Origin of the sequence: Mycetocola miduiensis, from assembly GCF_900115155.1 — a bacterium.
Taxonomy (GTDB): Bacteria; Actinomycetota; Actinomycetes; order Actinomycetales; family Microbacteriaceae; genus Mycetocola_A; species Mycetocola_A miduiensis.
On the sequence record NZ_FOVM01000003.1, the window covers coordinates 188057 to 204213 of the forward strand.

Annotated in this window: 13 protein-coding genes; 2 read left to right on the forward strand and 11 right to left on the reverse strand. The window is 65.3% G+C overall.

Translation table 11 applies throughout. From position 1 onward, the window contains the following. Nucleotides 1-68: 68 nt before the first annotated feature. From BM197_RS06765 to BM197_RS06815, 11 genes are all read right to left on the reverse strand, one after another. Nucleotides 69-1736 carry a cyclic nucleotide-binding domain-containing thioredoxin-disulfide reductase gene (locus tag BM197_RS06765; RefSeq protein WP_090709980.1) on the reverse strand — a complete coding sequence of 556 codons (1668 nt, stop codon included), beginning with the start codon at nucleotides 1734-1736 and terminating at the stop codon, nucleotides 69-71. Continuing rightward, the gene (locus BM197_RS16785; RefSeq protein WP_342714562.1) at nucleotides 1714-2064 is read right to left on the reverse strand and encodes a UBP-type zinc finger domain-containing protein; all 351 of its coding nucleotides are present in this window, start codon (nucleotides 2062-2064) and stop codon (nucleotides 1714-1716) included. Before BM197_RS16785 ends, BM197_RS06765 begins: the two co-directional genes overlap by 23 nt. Next, nucleotides 1989-2324, reverse strand: coding sequence for a thioredoxin (gene trxA, locus BM197_RS06775; RefSeq protein WP_425435694.1), 336 nt, complete (start codon nucleotides 2322-2324; stop codon nucleotides 1989-1991). Before trxA ends, BM197_RS16785 begins: the two co-directional genes overlap by 76 nt. 155 nt (nucleotides 2325-2479) lie before the next feature. Then, on the reverse strand, nucleotides 2480-5116 hold the full coding sequence (clpB, locus tag BM197_RS06780; RefSeq protein WP_090709983.1) for an ATP-dependent chaperone ClpB: 2637 nt from the start codon (nucleotides 5114-5116) through the stop codon (nucleotides 2480-2482). Next, entirely contained in the window at nucleotides 5107-5436 is a 330-nt protein-coding gene (locus BM197_RS06785; protein ID WP_090709985.1) for a chaperone modulator CbpM, read from the reverse strand. The genes clpB and BM197_RS06785 overlap by 10 nt, the downstream gene beginning before the upstream one ends. Next, nucleotides 5433-6398, reverse strand: a complete 966-nt coding sequence (locus tag BM197_RS06790; protein ID WP_090709986.1) for a DnaJ C-terminal domain-containing protein — start codon at nucleotides 6396-6398, stop codon at nucleotides 5433-5435. The genes BM197_RS06785 and BM197_RS06790 overlap by 4 nt, the downstream gene beginning before the upstream one ends. After that, on the reverse strand, nucleotides 6398-6901 hold the full coding sequence (locus tag BM197_RS06795; protein ID WP_090709989.1) for a nucleotide exchange factor GrpE: 504 nt from the start codon (nucleotides 6899-6901) through the stop codon (nucleotides 6398-6400). The genes BM197_RS06790 and BM197_RS06795 overlap by 1 nt, the downstream gene beginning before the upstream one ends. Before the next feature lie 8 nt (nucleotides 6902-6909). Further along, the gene (gene dnaK, locus BM197_RS06800) at nucleotides 6910-8808 is read right to left on the reverse strand and encodes a molecular chaperone DnaK (RefSeq protein WP_090710236.1); all 1899 of its coding nucleotides are present in this window, start codon (nucleotides 8806-8808) and stop codon (nucleotides 6910-6912) included. A gap of 110 nt (nucleotides 8809-8918) precedes the next feature. Beyond that, nucleotides 8919-9785, reverse strand: coding sequence for an MEDS domain-containing protein (locus tag BM197_RS16585; protein ID WP_245762429.1), 867 nt, complete (start codon nucleotides 9783-9785; stop codon nucleotides 8919-8921). Between the two features lie 108 nt (nucleotides 9786-9893). Continuing rightward, nucleotides 9894-10892, reverse strand: a complete 999-nt coding sequence (locus BM197_RS06810) for a hypothetical protein (RefSeq protein ID WP_245762430.1) — start codon at nucleotides 10890-10892, stop codon at nucleotides 9894-9896. Between the two features lie 237 nt (nucleotides 10893-11129). Continuing rightward, nucleotides 11130-12179, reverse strand: coding sequence for a LacI family DNA-binding transcriptional regulator (locus BM197_RS06815; protein WP_177216750.1), 1050 nt, complete (start codon nucleotides 12177-12179; stop codon nucleotides 11130-11132). A gap of 134 nt (nucleotides 12180-12313) precedes the next feature. Between BM197_RS06815 and BM197_RS06820 the strand changes: the two genes are divergently transcribed. After that, nucleotides 12314-14620, forward strand: a complete 2307-nt coding sequence (locus BM197_RS06820) for a hypothetical protein (protein ID WP_090709992.1) — start codon at nucleotides 12314-12316, stop codon at nucleotides 14618-14620. 162 nt (nucleotides 14621-14782) lie between these two features. Beyond that, nucleotides 14783-16096 (forward strand): ABC transporter substrate-binding protein, encoded by a 1314-nt coding sequence (locus tag BM197_RS06825; protein WP_177216751.1) that lies wholly within the window; start codon nucleotides 14783-14785, stop codon nucleotides 16094-16096. Nucleotides 16097-16157 lie beyond the last annotated feature (61 nt).

A 16157-nucleotide genomic window follows, 5' to 3' on the forward strand; every position in this document is an offset into this window, starting at 1 on the left:
GGCACCGGACTGCCCGCTCGGATAAGTCGGGGCGCAAAGCAGCGTCGCCCGTTCCGGCTCCGCTGCCGTCACCTTCGGCCAGCGCTGACGAGATAGTCGTACACGAGGCGCACGGCAACCGCGCCCTCACCCACGGCGGACGCCACACGTTTCACCGAACCGCTGCGCACGTCCCCGGCCGCGAAGACACCCGCACTCGAGGTCTCAAACATCACGGTGCCTCCGGAGCCGGCGCCGGCCAGCACGAACCCTCGGTCGTCGAGTGCGATCGTGCCCTTGAGCCATTGGGTGTGCGGCTCTGACCCAATCAATACGAAGAAAGCCGTCGCAGGGAGGGGTCGACGCTGGTCGGTCTTGAGGTCCCGTACGACGACCTCCTCGAGGCGAAGGCTACCTCGCAATTCGCAGACCTCGCAGTTCCGCCAGAGGTGCACTCGAGGAGCCGACACGACCCGATCCGCGAGGTAACGGGACATGTCGCGATTCAAGTCGTCGTGTCGGATCACAAGGTTGACCTCAGTGGCGTTACGGGCGAGAAACAGGGCCGCCTGCCCGGCGGAGTTCCCGCCGCCAACGACGACGACCGGGTCGCCGCGGCAGAGCCGTGCCTCGAACTCCGTGGCGGCGTAGTAGACGCTGGACCCCTCGAGCCTGTCCATGCCAGGGATGTCGAGGCGGCGATAGCTCACGCCGGTCGCGAGCATGACCGTATGCGCTTCCACTTGGTCACCGTCGGTCAGACCCACGACAAAATGGTCGTCGATCTGCCCGAGCGATTGGGCCTCGCCGGGGATCGTGAAGGTGGCGCCGAATTTGCGAGCCTGGACCACCGCTCGGTCGGCGAGCTCGGCACCCGAGATTCCCGCCGGAAAGCCGAGGTAGTTCTCTATCTGGGACGAGGTCCCGGCCTGCCCTCCCGTGGCGATCCCGTCGAGCACGATCGTGGAGAGCCCTTCGGAGGCCGCAGTCACCGCAGCGGCGAGGCCAGCAGGCCCCGCCCCGACCACCAGAATGTCGTGTGCGTCGCGGTGCGGCGCGTCTTCCCGCAGGCCGAGTACCTCGGCAAGCTCCGTGTTGCCGGGGTTGCGCAGAACGGTGCGCCCCTTCCAGATCACGACCGGGGTCTGGTCGGGTGGGATGCCGAAGGCCCGCAGGGTAGTCTCAGCCTCGGGATCCTGCTCCAGGTCTTCCCAGCGGTACGGGATGCGATTACGGCTCGCGAAGTCCCTCAGCCGGCGGGTATCGGCTGAATAACGGGAACCGATGATCCGGAGGCCGACGCCGAGATCGGCGTGGATGTTGCGTCGGATGATGAAGGCCCGCAGGATCAGGTCCCCCAGCGCCTGACTCTGGGCGACCGCCTCCTTCAGCCGGGCGTAGGAAATTTCCAGGACGTCGACGTCGGTCTGGGCGACTGCGGTGACGTAAACGGGCTGGCCGGTCAACATCGACAAGTCGCCCACGAAGCGGCCCCGCCCGTGGACGGCGATCACCCGCGCTTCTCCCCCGGGGGCGTCCTCGTCAACAACCCGGACCCGGCCGTCCAGCACGACGAACAGTCCGCAGTTGCGGTCCCCCTCGCGGAACAATGCGGAGCCTTTGGTCAGTCGCTTCCGCTCACCGTGATGAGAAAGCAGCATGATCTGGTCGTCGGTGAGCCGGGGATAGGCTCCGGTGGTATCGGGGGTTTCGGGCAGGTCCTGAAGGTCGAATTCAGACGAACTGCTCGTCGACATAGCACCACCTCCAGCTCTCCCCCGGCTCGATCGAACGCACGATGACGTGGCCCGTCGTGGCGGCGTGAGCGCGAGCGTGACGCATCGGTGAGGAGTCGCAGCAGCAGATCTGACCGCAGGTGAGGCACTGCCGCAGGTGCACCCAGGGCGTGCCCAAGCGCAGGCATTCCTCACAACCGGGAGCCCTGGGCGGACCCACCGGCCGCACCAATGCGAGGTGCGCGTCTGGGACCACCCGACCAAAGGCCGTAGTCACTGGTCGTCCCCGCTTGATGGGCTCTCTCGCGTGGGCGTTGTCTCCTCCGCGGGCAGGTGCTTTGTGAGCCACGACCGCAGAGCGCCCGCGGGCGCTGCGCCGATCTGTTTGTCGACCACCTGGCCGTGGTGCATGAGGACCAGTGTCGGGATCGCCTGAACCTCGAAGCGTCGGCTCACCTCTGGTGCCTCATCCGCGTTGACCTTGACGAGCTTCAGCTTGCCCGCGAGTTCCGTCGCCATTTGCTCAAGCGCCGGGCTGACCATTCGGCAGGGACCGCACCACGGCGCCCACACGTCGACAAGCACTGGGATGGTTGCCTTATCTGCCACGGTGGGGAAATCCGCGTCGGACGTGTCGACCACCCACGGAAGTGGCTTTTGGCAGTTTCCACAGCGTGGTGCCCCGTCAGCGGCGGCCGGAACTCGGTTCTTCGTGCTGCAATTCGGGCACACCACGACCTTTGTCGGACTACTCGCTGTCGTACTCACGCCACTGCCTGCTTCCGGTACTCGGCTCGTCCGGGGAGGACGGTGAGTTCCCCGTCGGCGAGGTCTATCACGATGGTGGAGTCCTCGGGCAGGTCTCCGCGCAGGAGCGCGCGGGCCACACGCGTCTCCACCTCACGGGAGATGTAGCGCCGCAGCGGGCGAGCGCCGTACGCCGGGTCGAAGCCCTGCTCCGCCAGGTAACGCCGGGCCTGCTCAGTGGCCTCGAGCGTAATCCGTTGCTCGGCCAACCGCTCCCGCAGCTCGTCGAGTTGGAGATCGACGATGCGCTCGATCTCGGCGAACGTCAGCGGCTTGAAGAGCACGATCTCGTCGATCCGGTTGAGGAACTCCGGCCGGAAGTGGGATCGCAGGGAACTCATCACCAGGGTACGGGCTTCTGACTTCACCTCGCCGTCCGGCGTGACGCCCTCGAGCAGGTACTCCGACCCGATGTTGGAGGTCATGATAATGACGGTGTTGCGGAAGTCGACCGTGCGACCGTGGGAGTCGGTGAGGCGCCCGTCGTCGAGAACCTGGAGCAGGATATTGAACACGTCGACGTGAGCCTTCTCGATTTCGTCGAGCAGGATCACGGAGTAGTGCTTGCGCCGAACCGCCTCGGTCAGCTGGCCGCCTTCCTCGAATCCGACGTATCCGGGTGGGGCCCCCACGAGCCGGCTCACTGTGTGCCGCTCCTGATATTCGCTCATGTCGATGCGGATGATGTTCTCTTCGCTGTCGAACAGGGCTTCGGCGAGCGCCTTGGCGAGCTCGGTCTTGCCCACGCCAGTCGGGCCCAGGAAGACAAAGGAGCCGATCGGGCGGGTCGGGTTCTTGATGCCGGAGCGCGCCCGCACGACCGCGTCGGTCACCAACTGCACCGCCTCGTCCTGGCCGATCACGCGCTCGTGAAGCACCTCGTCAAGACGAAGGATCTTTTCCCGCTCGCCCTCCTGGAGGCGGCTCACCGGGATACCAGTCCACCGGGCCACGATCGAGGCGATCTCGTCGGCTGTCACCACCTCACGAAGGAGGCGCCTTCCGCCCTGCTTGGCCTCGAGTCTCTCCTCGGCAGCCGTGAGTCGTCGCTCGAGTTCGGGCAGCTTGCCGTGGCGCAGGCTCGCCGCCCGGTTCAGGTCGTATTCGCGCTCAGCCCGTTCGCTTTCCAGGCGCACGTGTTCGATTTCCTGCCGCAGCGCCTGGACCTCGCGGAGCGCCTGACGCTCCGATTCCCACTGGGCGCGCATCGCGTCGGCCTCGGCCTTGAGGTCGGCCAGTTCCTTGCGCAGCTCCTCGAGGCGACGCTGGCTGGCCGGATCCGTCTCCTGTGCCACCGCAGCGTCCTCGATCTCCAGGCGTGTCACACGGCGGGTGAGCTCGTCGAGTTCCGCGGGCATCGAATCGATCTCCGTGCGCAGCATTGCGCACGCCTCGTCCACCAGGTCGATGGCTTTGTCTGGCAGGAACCGATCGGAGATGTAGCGGTAGCTCATCGTGACCGCGGCGACCAGAGCGCCGTCGTGAATCTTGACGCCGTGGAACACTTCGAATCTCTCACGCAGTCCCCGGAGGATCGACAGGGCATCCTCGACACTCGGCTCATCGACTACGACCGGCTGGAAGCGACGCTCGAGCGCCGCGTCCTTCTCGATGTGGGTACGGTACTCGTCGAGCGTCGTGGCACCGATCATGTGCAACTCGCCGCGCGCCAGCATAGGCTTCAGCATCTGGCCCGCGTCCATCGCACCTTCGGATGCGCCGGCGCCGACCACGGTGTGCAGTTCGTCGACGAACAGCAGGATCTTCCCCTCGGCGGCCAGAACCTCGTTGAGGACGGCCTTGAGCCGCTCCTCGAACTCGCCTCGGTACTTCGCCCCGGCGACGAGGGATCCCATGTCCAGGGCGAAAACCGTCTTGTCCCGCAGCCCCTCCGGCACGTCACCGTTGTGGATCCGCTGTGCGAGACCCTCCACGATCGCGGTTTTCCCGACACCAGGCTCTCCGATCAGCACCGGGTTGTTCTTGCTCTTACGGGACAGGATCTGGACGGTGCGACGGATCTCCGAGTCCCGGCCGATCACCGGTTCCAGCCGTCCGGCTGCCGCGTCTGCGACAAGATCGCGACCATACTTGGCGAGGGCCTCGTAGGTCCCCTCGGGGGTGGCGGATGTGACACGCTGGGACCCCCGCACGGTGGTCAGCGTGTTCAGGAATGAGTCGCGAGTCACGCCGTGTTGCGAAAGAATCCGACCGGCTGCCGAGCCGGATCCCTCGTCGAGCAGCGCGATCAGCAGGTGCTCGACCGAAACGTAATCGTCCTTGAGCCTGCGGGCCTCCTCCTCGGCGGCATCGAGGACGCGGTTCAACCTCTGGGTGACGTACACTTTCCCGGGTTCGGCACCGGTGCCGGTGACCCGGGGGCGCTTCTCCAGTTCGGCCTCCAGGTCTTCACGCAGTCGGTCCACGTCCGCCCCCGCCCGAGCCAGCAGCGGGCGTACCAACCCTTCGGTCTGCTCCAGCAGCGCCAGCAGCAGGTGCTCGCCGTCCACCTCCTGGTGGCCGAACCGGAGCGCCTTGGTCTGGGCGTCGTGTAGTGCTTCCTGCGACTTCTGCGTGAGTCTGTTCAGGTCCATGGGAATCCCCTATCTGAGCGCGAGCGCCGTTGTGATCTCTCGAGGTCGGCAATCCGGTCGAGCAGGTCCATTACCAGGCCGAGCGACGCGTAAGAGAGGTTCAGCCGCAGGTGCAGCCGCTGGATCGTGGCCATCTCCCGAACCTGGGACGGGGCGAACCAGAGGTTGCCCTCGGCGTCCCGGGTGATCTCGAGCAGCCCGAGAGTGACCAGCCGACGAACCAGCTCGGGGTGCACACCGGTGATCCGGGCGTAGCTGTCAAGACTCAGGCGATAGGGGCGGGCCAGAGGCCAGTTCGTCCCGGCGGTCGGGTCGGTCATTGTGAGCTCCTCGGGTCGAAGGTGGACACCTTGCCGAGCTTCTCGAACAGTTTGCGTTCCTCCGCGGAGAGCGACTTGGACACCTTGATCTGGGCTTCGGCGTACAGGTCTCCCGGCTTGCCCGCTTTGTTCGGCAGCCCGCGCCCCTTCAGCCGCAGCCGCCGGTGGCTCGAGGTGCCGACAGGTACCTTGACGGTGGCGGGGCCGCCAGGAGTCTCGATGGGGAGCGACGTACCGAGCGCCGCTTCCCAGGCGGCGAGCGGCAGCATCACGTGCAGGTCACGGCCCTCCAGCCGGTAGCGAGGATGCGGTGCGATGCGGACGATGAGGTACAGGTCACCGGCCTCGCCACCGCCGGATCCCTGACCCCCTTGGCCGCGCAGCCGGATCCGCTGGCCGTCCACAACACCAGCGGGAATGACAACGTCTATGGTGCGCGGGCCGGCGGCGTCACGAAGCGACAAGGTTCGCTGGGTCCCGGTGTATGCCTCCTCGACGGACAGCTCCACCTCCGTCTCCTGATCGGAGCCTGAGACCGGTCCCCATCCACCCCGGCCGCGACCGCGGGCACCGAAGATGCCGCCGAGCAGATCCTCCAGATCCACATCGTCTCCGGAGCCGGAGTACCGGAAGTCGCCGTAGGGACCAGCCCCGCCCCAGCCGCCGGACCGACCGCCGGTGGCATCGGCACCCGCATAAGCGCGCGCACGGCGGTAGGCGTCCGGGTCCACGTTCGCATCGACGCGCCGGAAATTCTCGCCGAACGCGTCATACCGTTTGCGCTGGTCGGGGTCGGATAGCACGTCGTACGCCTCGGAGAGCTCCTTGAACCTGTCTTCGGCACCGGGATCCTTGTTGACGTCTGGGTGGAGCTTGCGGGCAAGTTTGCGGTAAGCCCGCTGGATCTCCGACTGGTCGGCGTCGCGGGAGACACCGAGGACCTCGTAAGAGTCCCGGGCCATTACTCGCTCCTGGTCGCTACTATTACGGACGCCGGGCGGAGGATCTCATTGTCGGGCCCGTAGCCTGCCCTGACAACGTGCGCCACCGTGCCTGGAACGAGGTCTTCGCCGGCGATCGTGCTGACCGCCTCGTGACGGGCAGGGTCGAAGGCTGCGCCCGTGTCATCCTCGCGCCTCGGGTAACCCAGGTCGGCGAGAATGGACAGTGCCTGCTGGTGCACGGCACGCACCCCCTCGACGATCTGGTCGGGGTTCGAGGATGCGTGCTCCAGCGCACGCTCGAGGTTGTCGAGGACCGGCAACCAGCGGGCGGCCACCGAGGCCCGCTCCTGCTCGCGAGCACGGAGCAGGTCCTTCGCGCATCGTTTGCGAAAGTTGTCCAGCTCCGCGGCGGTACGGCGCCAGGAGTCTTCGAGTTCGGCGATCTGCTTCGCGCTCTCTGCGTCGCTCTCTGCCGCGCGGCTGTCGTCCGGCGCAGGTGGCGGATTCTCTTGTTCAGGCATTTTGACGCTCAGTGGGTCGTGAACTCGGCGTCGATCACGTCGTCTGAATCGTCGCCCGGTCCAGCCTGGCTGGAGCCAGCCGGCTGACCGCCGGGCCCGGCGTCGGCCTGGCTCGGGGCGGACGTACTCAGGGCCTGGGCCATCTGGTGCAACTCGCCCGTGAGCGACCGCAGACGGTCGATCGGGGCTTGCTCGTCGAGAGCCGCGCGCGCGTCGTTGACCAGCATCTCCGCCCGGGCGCGGTCATGCTCCTGGACTGCATCCCCGGCCTCTGCGAGTACGCGCTGGACCTGGTAGGCCACGGCGTCGAGTTCGTTACGGGCGTCGACCAGCTCGCGGAGCTGGGCGTCCTCGCTGCGGTGCGCGTCAGCGTCCGACACCATGCGATCGATCTCTTCCTTGGTCAGGGTCGACGTCTCGCTGATGGTGACCTGTTGCTCGGCACCGGTGTCCTTATCCTTCGCGGAGACGTGCAGGATGCCGTTGGCGTCGATGTCGAACGTGACCTCGATCTGGGGCTCACCTCGAGGCGCTGGGCGGATGTTCTCCAGCCGGAAGCGCGCGAGGACCCGGTTATCGCTGGCGCGCTCCCGCTCCCCTTGGAGGACCACCACGTCCACCGCCTGCTGGTTGTCGTCGGCGGTGCTGAAGACCTCGCTCCGACGCGCCGGGATTGTGGTGTTGCGTTCGATGACCTTGGTCATCACCCCGCCCTGCGTCTCCAACCCCAGCGAGAGCGGTGTGACATCGAGGAGCAGGACGTCCTTCACGTCACCCTTGATGATCGCCGCCTGAACGGCCGCGCCGAGGGCGACGACCTCGTCAGGGTTGACGGTCATGTTGGGATCCTTGCCACCGGTCATCCGACGAACGAGGCTCTGCACTGCGGGAATGCGAGTGGATCCGCCGACCAGGATGACCTCGTCGATGTCATCCGCGGTGACCTTTGCATCTCCCAGGGCCTGTTTGACCGGACCCATGCAGCGTTCAACGAGATCCGCGGTGAGCTGGTCGAACGTTGAGCGCATGAGGTTGACGTTGAGGTGCTTTGGGCCAGAAGCATCCGCGGTCACGAAGGGAAGGTTCACGGCTGTCTGGGTGACGGCCGACAACTCGACCTTGGCTTTCTCGGCCGCCTCGAATAGGCGCTGCAGGGCTTGCGGGTCTTGCCGCAGGTCGACGCCGACCTCCTTCTTGAACTCGTCCGCGAGGTAGTCCACGATGCGCCGGTCGAAGTCGTCCCCACCGAGGTGAGTGTCGCCCGCTGTGGACCGGACCTCGACAACGCCCTCGCCGACGGTCAGGAGGCTGACATCGAACGTTCCCCCGCCGAGGTCGAAGACGAGAATCGTCTCGTTCTCGAGCTTTTCCATGCCGTACGCCAGGGCCGCAGCGGTGGGTTCGTTGATGATGCGGAGCACCTCGAGCCCCGCGATCTTGCCGGCATCCTTGGTGGCCTGGCGCTGGGCGTCGTTGAAGTGGGCGGGCACGGTGATGACGGCTTCGGTGACCCGCTCGCCGAGCGCCTTGCCTGCGTCGTCTGCCAGTTTTCGCAGGATCTGCGCCGAGATTTCCTCAGGCGCATAGAGCTTGCCGTGGACCGAGAAACGGACTGCGCCGTCCGGTCCGGCGACGACGTCGTATGAGACGGCGTGGATTTCGCTCTCCACCTCGTCGTACTTGCGACCGACGAAGCGTTTGGCCGAGTAGATCGTGCCCTTGGGGTTCAGGATCGCCTGTCGCCTGGCCATCTGACCTACGAGTCGTTCACCGCCCTCAAGGAACGCGACGACGGAGGGAGTGGTCCGGTTTCCTTCGGCGTTGGCGATGACCTGGGGCTGGCCGCCCTCCATCGCGGCGATCACCGAATTGGTTGTTCCCAAGTCGATACCTACAGACCTAGCCATGACGCACTCCGTTCGCTCGATGCCTTCATTGGCAATGCTTTCGCTGTGCACCACCCCGCGCATCCCGTAAACGGGTATAACTCGTGCGGTCTGCGCCTCGGCGCCGGGCGTCAGGCGGCCGGCGAGCCGTGGCGAAACGCGAGTACGGTGAGCTCAACCCGCGAGTGAATACCGAGCTTCTCGTAGATGTGCTTGAGATGCGCGTCGACTGTGTGGGGTGACACGATCAACTCCTCGGCCGTCGCGCGGTTCGTCATGCCCCTGGCCACCAGCTCGGCAACCCTGACCTCGGCGCCGGTGAGGAGCAACCACTGGTCATCCCCGTCCATGGGGCTTGTGGGAAGCCTGGCCAACGGGTAACGCGGGACGGCATCTGGCGCGGTCTTCGGATAATCGGGCGGTGCAAGGAAATGCAGGTTGGGGAGCAGTATCCCGTCGAGCAGCACCATAGGGTGGAGCCTCAGTACGTCGATGAGCACGCCCACCCCGAAACGCTGCACGTCGTACATGCAGAGGAAGACGGCGGGCAGCCCGGCGATTATGTGGCTGACGGCCGTCTCGTAGTCGAACATTTCCCTCGCGCCGGGCTCAAAGGGCACCGAGGACATCTGCCCGGCGGCGCGTAGCAGAGGTACCTCGGCATCGGCGGACGATGCCGGTTTGGCGACGAGGAACGAGATCATCTGCTTGACCGAGAATCCGCTGGTCTGGAGGTAGGCGTCTGGAGCCGAGTACACGTCGAGCTGTCCGGACCGGCGCGCGTCGCCGGGACTCGCCGGTTCGTACGCCCGTTGCCGCATGCTGGCTGGCTCGACGTCGTCGATAAGGCAGACACACTTGTCCCCGTGGCGCAGCCCCTCCTGCATGAACGGCACCAGCAGCCGGTCTCGTTCCTCTGGTCCCGCATAGATCACGCAGACGTGCATCCCCGGATGGATCTCGCCCACCCCAGGGATTCCCATCCTCAGGTCGTTCACGGGGAGTCCCGTTCCTTTCCCATTCCATCGACAGTACGCGCGACGCACGGTCCCGGTCAATCGAGCGCGAGATCGAACGCAACGGGAACAGGGTCGCCGTCGCGGCCGCTAGGTTTCTTCGCTCGCGAGTCGATTGCGGCGCTCCTCCTCCCGCTTGGAATACGCCGCTGCACGGATCGCTTCGTCCGACTCCAGGCCGGTGCCGAGGGCGCCGCCGAGAGTCGCCGCCGACGCGACGAACCAGGCAAGCACGAAGAGATCGCCGTAGCCGACCGGTCTGCCGAGGGAATCGGCCATCACGGCCGGGTCGAGCACGAACAGAGCCCAGGCCAAATTTACGACGTAAAGCGCCAGATAGCAGATGAGGACGCCGACCGTCAGGGTCACCAGGGTCGATGTGTTGTAGAGACGGGACCTTTCCCTGGCCGCGGCGGAGTTGCCGTCAGGGCGGTCCCAGAGCTCGCCGTCGATTACGATCCACGCGATGACGATCCCGATGGAAACGACCGTCGCGATCCCGAGGCGCCACCCCGACAGGGAGCCGGCCAGTTTCCAAACGTCAGAGCTGATCGTTGCGACAGCTCCGGTTGCCAGGGCAGCAACGAGTGCGGACTTGAGGCCGGACATGAGGAGCCATGGACGGTTGGCGAGCACCATGCCCACGAGCACCCGCCCGCGGGCGCTGAGGCCGGGGAGAGCTACGCGTTGCTCGTCCTGCGCTATCGACTCTGCCATGCCGCTGACGAGCCCGCGCACCGCGTGACGGGCGCGTGTGTGCACACGGAGCCCGCCGAGCGCAGGTAACGACAGCACAGCCGTTCGTCGTTGCGGGTCGCTCGCGGCCAGCAGGTATCGGCCGTCGTCGTCCCGGAGCGGAAGTTCGGTTACCCCGATGACAAGGTCCCATTCGTGCTGGCGTGCCTGGCCCCGCAGCCGTGCCAACGCGGTGTCGACGTCCTCGGACCCCAGGGTGAACGGCTCGCTCACGACCTCGATGTCCCAAACGTCGGGGCCCTCCCCCTCTGGCGGGCCCAGGTTGATCATCCGACGCGCAATCTCCGTGGGCGAGGCCGGGTCGGCCACCAGGCCCACTCGGATCGCCGTCACCTCGGCAACCTAGCCACAGCGCCGACGGCTAACGGAGCTCGCTTTCGGCACGGGAGCAGCGGCCGAGCCGCACTTCAGGAGCAGAGTTTTGAGCGGAGTGAGCATCCAGTCCGTCTCGCGCATGCACCAAGTATCACTTGACCGTCATTGAAGATCAATCGACTGAGATCGATGAAATCTACATTCGCTCTCGCGCTCATTCGATCGAAGCGGGCGTGCAAGCACGCCCTTTGTTTGTCAAGAGGAGCGGGGCGGCGCGGTCGACTCACGGACCATAAGGCTCGTGCCGAGCTGCACGTGGCGGGACTCTGGGACGCTCCCGCGTACGGTATCAAGGATCATCGACACCGCCATTCGTCCCATGTCGGCTAGCGGCTGCCGCACGGACGTGAGCTTGGGAGTGGACCAAGATGCCTGAGGGGTGTCGTCGAACCCCGTGACGGACACATCGCCGGGGACGCTGAGGCCCATGGACAACGCCCCGTCGATCGCTCCGATGGCGATCTCGTCGTTGGCTGCGACGAACGCCGTCGGCCGATCGCGCAGCCCGAGGAGTTCGACGGCCGCGACCCGCCCAAATTCAAACTCGAAGTCGCTATTACGCTCTCTCGACGCGACGACCTCGATTCCCGCCGATTGGAGCGCAGCCCTGTAACCATGCAGCCGTTCGGCCGATGCCTCATTGCCTGCGGGGCCGCCGATCCAGCCGATCGCCCGATGCCCGAGCCCCAGCAGGTGGTCGGTCGCCGATTTCGACCCCATCCAGTTCGTCGCCCCGATGGTCATCCAGTGCGCAGGAGCGTCCTCCCACGGATCAATGGCGACGACGGGAAGCCGGGCAGACGCCTCCGGAAACCGGAGGCCCTCAGCGGCATGAGTGATGGCAATGACCCCGACGCAGTCTGATGGGAGCTCCACTTCAGCGTCCATCGGGATACGCTCATGGGCGCCCGCGCCCATCCGGGCGACAACGTCTACACCAAGGGCCAAGCCCCCCGCGATAATGCCGTGGACCACCGTAGCGGAGTACATGGTCTCGATGCCCGGGACCATCACCACAATCTGGGGCCGATGACCCGGCTCGAAGACGGCGGCGCGGCCGCGATAGCCGTTTCGTCCGGTTCGAGCGACTGGACTCGCGTATCCGGTGTCCTCGAGCACCTGCAGGACTCGGGTCCGAGTGGTGGGTGCAACATCGCTGCGGCCGTTGACGACCTTCGAAGCGGTTGCGATCGAGACATCCGCCAAGGCGGCAATGTCGGCGAGCGTTGGACGACCTTTTGCCATGAAACACCTTTCGAAACATTTCGATGTTAGCGGCATGGTCTGGCGCACGCAAGTTCGTGTTTGATAGTTTCGCTCTGTCCGCCTTCGCAAAGTTTCGACGTCAAGGCGCCCGGCTATCAAGGAAGCGAGAAGCAATGACATCTGTCGAACTGGTGCCGTCTCCGGCGCCGCGCGGCGTCGGCCTGGAGATGCGCGTAAACGGCCGGGAAGCGGCACGCCTTACAATCCCGGCGTCGGTGCGGACAACGGACGGCCAGGTTGCCTCGGGCGGGTACGACTCCGTCGAGCGGGACCGCGACTCCCTCATCTGCCTGTTCGAGGCCCGGTTGAACGAGGGCACCCGGGTGGTGCTGGAGGACCGATGGAACCCATCGCCCGAGGGCGACAGTTTCTTCGTCGATCGCACGCTGACTATTGAGGAAGCGGGCTCGACAGGAGGTGTACGGGCGGAGCTCGTCGTGGACGCGGCGCTTTCAGATGAGAATGCCGATTGGCAGCTCTTCATCTCTGGTGCCTGCTACAACCGGAACGACACGAACCTCGATGGCCTCGAGGACTACCTCGGCACCTACGTACAGGAGTACCGGGACGATCGGAACGGCCATCTTGCAGTACTCGCCTACCTGGCCGGCCCGGGACTCGGGATCTCATTGGCGCGGACCAGCGTCCCCGGCCACGATACCCCCGTGTCCAAGGCGGAGCTTCTGTCCGGCGTTGTGGTACAGCAGTCAGATATCGGGTCGCTTGGCCTGATCCCCGATGAGACCGGGCCCCTTCGCCTCCGCGCAGGGTATCCATTCGGCGAGGAGCGGACCTTTTGTCTCGACACGAGCGGCCGAGGGTGGGCGGGATATCTCCCGGTTGTCGCCGGCCACCGCGCCGCGGTCCAGTATGAGTTGCGCGTCGTCCCCGCCGCTGACCTCACAGAGGCGATCTGGAGTGTCGGCGAAAGGCAGCGGCTCCGTCTGCGTACGGCGCCGTCGCCTCTCCCCCTGCCTCTGGAGGAGCTGGAGCGCCACCGCTTTTCGCTGACGCAACAGTACTTCCGGGCATGGACAGCGGACGAGGACCCGCGCAGGCCAGCCGGCTACCTCACCCACTTCTCACCCCGAGAAGGCGAGACGCTCGGGTCCTTGATCGAGTTCGGGTTCACAGGCGCCCAATCTCTCCACGCCCTCGCCGCCATTCGCCGCGGATACCGGGAGGGGGTACCACTATGGATCAAGCGCGGGCGGATGGTCAACGACTTCTTCGTGCGCGAATGCCAGTCTGAGAACGGATTCGCGGAGGGGCTGTACGACACCCGAAGCAGGAGCTTCGTCCAATGGTTCACAGGAATCCTTATGCCCTTCCAATATTCTGAGGACGAGGAGGAACTGCGTGCGTACCTCGGCAGTCAGGTCACCGAGGCGCTCGCCCCCATCGCCAAGGAACTCCGCGGAGTCCCGGGGAACTACACACGCACGATGTGCGAAGCCGTTCACTCCGTGCTGCTCGCCTACGAGGAGGAGGCCCGGCACGGCGTCCATCAGGCCGACTGGCTGAAATCCGGCGAGCGGTTCGGCTCATTCTTGCTGCAGAACCAGGAACCGGACGGCTCCTGGTATCGCGGGTATATGCCATCGGGCGAGCCCCTGACCCATCCTGTCGAATGGTTTGGGAACGGCCCGGTCGAGCAGCGGTCGGGAACCATATTCCCCATCCCGGTACTCGCGACGCTGCATCGCCTCACCGGTATGCCCGAGTACAAGGAAGCGGCTCTCCGGGCCGCCGATTTCATCGCGACCACCTACGTCCCAGAGGTCCGCTACTGCGGCGGACTTAACGACACGGCGCAGCTCAAGTCGGTCAAGATCGACTCCACGGGCGTGCTCTTCGCGATGCGGTCGCTCATCGTGGCCTACCGACTTGGAGGCGAGACCCGGCACCTAGAGGCCGCGGTGAAGGCGGCGAAGATTGCCACGTCCTGGCTCTTCCTTTGGGACGTCCCGTTCCCGGTGAGCACCCTCCTCGCCACCGGGGGGTTCCGGACGACAGGGTGGGCTGTCTGCGACGCCATCCCCGCCGGGTCCTATGTGGAGGATGTGTTCCTCGAGTTTGTCGGGGACCTCCTCGACGTGGCAGCAGCGAGTCGCGTGCCGGCGTTCGTCGACATCGTCGAGCTTGTCATCAACGGGATGCAGCAGGGCACGTCCATTCCCGGCAACATGCTTGGTTATGCGGCTCCGGGCATTCAGTGCGAGGGCTTCATGACGTCCTACTGGCTGAGTGCGCCTGAGTCGACACTCTTCTCGGGAGCGGTCGGCAAGGTCAAGGGTGATGACAACGACACGTGTAACGGTTTCGTCAACGCAGCGGCCCTGTTTGGGCTGGACGCCATTCGGGAGACGTACGGAACGCTCAACCTGCCGCTCATTCGTGAGCGGGTGGGCGCGCCTTAGGTCGAGCGGCGACGCCAGGCTTCGATATCGAGGAGCCCTGAGTCTGGAAGTCCTTGTCCTTCATTTACGAATGTGTTAGCGTGCTTTCGGTCGGAACCTTTTCGAAAGTTTTCGACATAATCAATGTCGATTAGCGAGTCTCTCGCCAAAAGGAAGGCAACGATGCCTAGGCACACAAAGAAGTACGTCGCAGCGTCCGTAGCGCTCATAATGGTCGCGCTCGGCACCGGCTGCTCTAACTCTGGGTCGGAATCGCAGACCGCAGACGGCAAGATCGAGCTGGAGTTCTGGAACCCGGAAACCGACGAGGCGGAGGTCGAGGTCTTCGAGAAGATCATTTCGGCCTACGAAGACGACAACCCCAACGTCGACGTCAAGCTCGTCACGATTCCGTGGTCCGATATTTTCGCCAAGTGGCAGACCGCCCTGCAGAGCGGGAACGCCCCCGACGCCTCGATCGGGTCGGTGGCGTTCGGCGCGTCGTTCCAGGAGCAGGGCGTGCTCGAGCCACTGAACGACGTCGTCGATGCCATCGGCGGCGAAGCGGCGTTCGCGGACTCCGCGTCGTCCCTCGTCGATTTGAGCAAGACTGAGGAGGGCGACTGGTTCACGCTGCCCCTCGTCCACAACTCGGTCGTACTTTGGTACAACAAGCCGATGTTGGAGGCCGCCGGTCTGCAACCGCCGAAGACTTGGGATGAACTCGAGGCCGCCGCCAAGGCGATGACCCACGACGACCAGTACGGCATCTTGATTCCTTCGTCGACCAGCCAGGTCACGAACCAGAGCCTGTACAGCCTTATCCTCTCCAACGGTGGAGACATCGTCGACAGGGACGACCCGAACACCGTCACCTTCGACGAGGAGAAGTCCGTCGAGGCGCTCGAGTTCTACAGCTCTCTCGCGCAGTACTCGCCCCCAGGCTCGGGTGGCTACGACCGTCCCGAAGCCCAGGCTGCGATGACGACCGGCAAGTTGGGCATGTTCATTTACGGCAGCTGGATGCAGTCAGCGCTCGACGCTGCCGGCCCGGAGGTCGCGGAACAGTTCGGAACCGTCCCAGTTCCATCCAACGGTGGTGCCGGGGCCTTCATGGGCAACCTGAGCGTCTTCGCGTTCAAGGGTGGGGAGCATCCAGAAGAGACGAAGGACTTCCTTTCGTACTTTTACGACCCGAAGAACTACGAAGAGCTCATCCTGGTCAACCCGACATCCTTCTTCCCGGTCCTCGGGGAGGTCCAGGACAGCGAGACCTACCAGAGCAACGAAAAGGTCGTCGCGAGCGCCGAGCTCATCGAGGCGGTGAAGACCAGCCTCCCGGATGCGTGGATCTTCGGGCTCCCCAACCCTCACGCCGGTGAATGGGAGGGTTTGAACCTCATCGCCAAGGCGGCGACTGCCGTTATCGAGCAGGGCAAGGACCCGCAAGAGGCGGCGGCGGGCGTCGCAGATGAGATGCGGGACACCATCAAGTAGTCGAGCACGTCCGCTGAACGGGCGGACGGGAACCCAACCCCGTCCGCCCCTCACTTCCCCC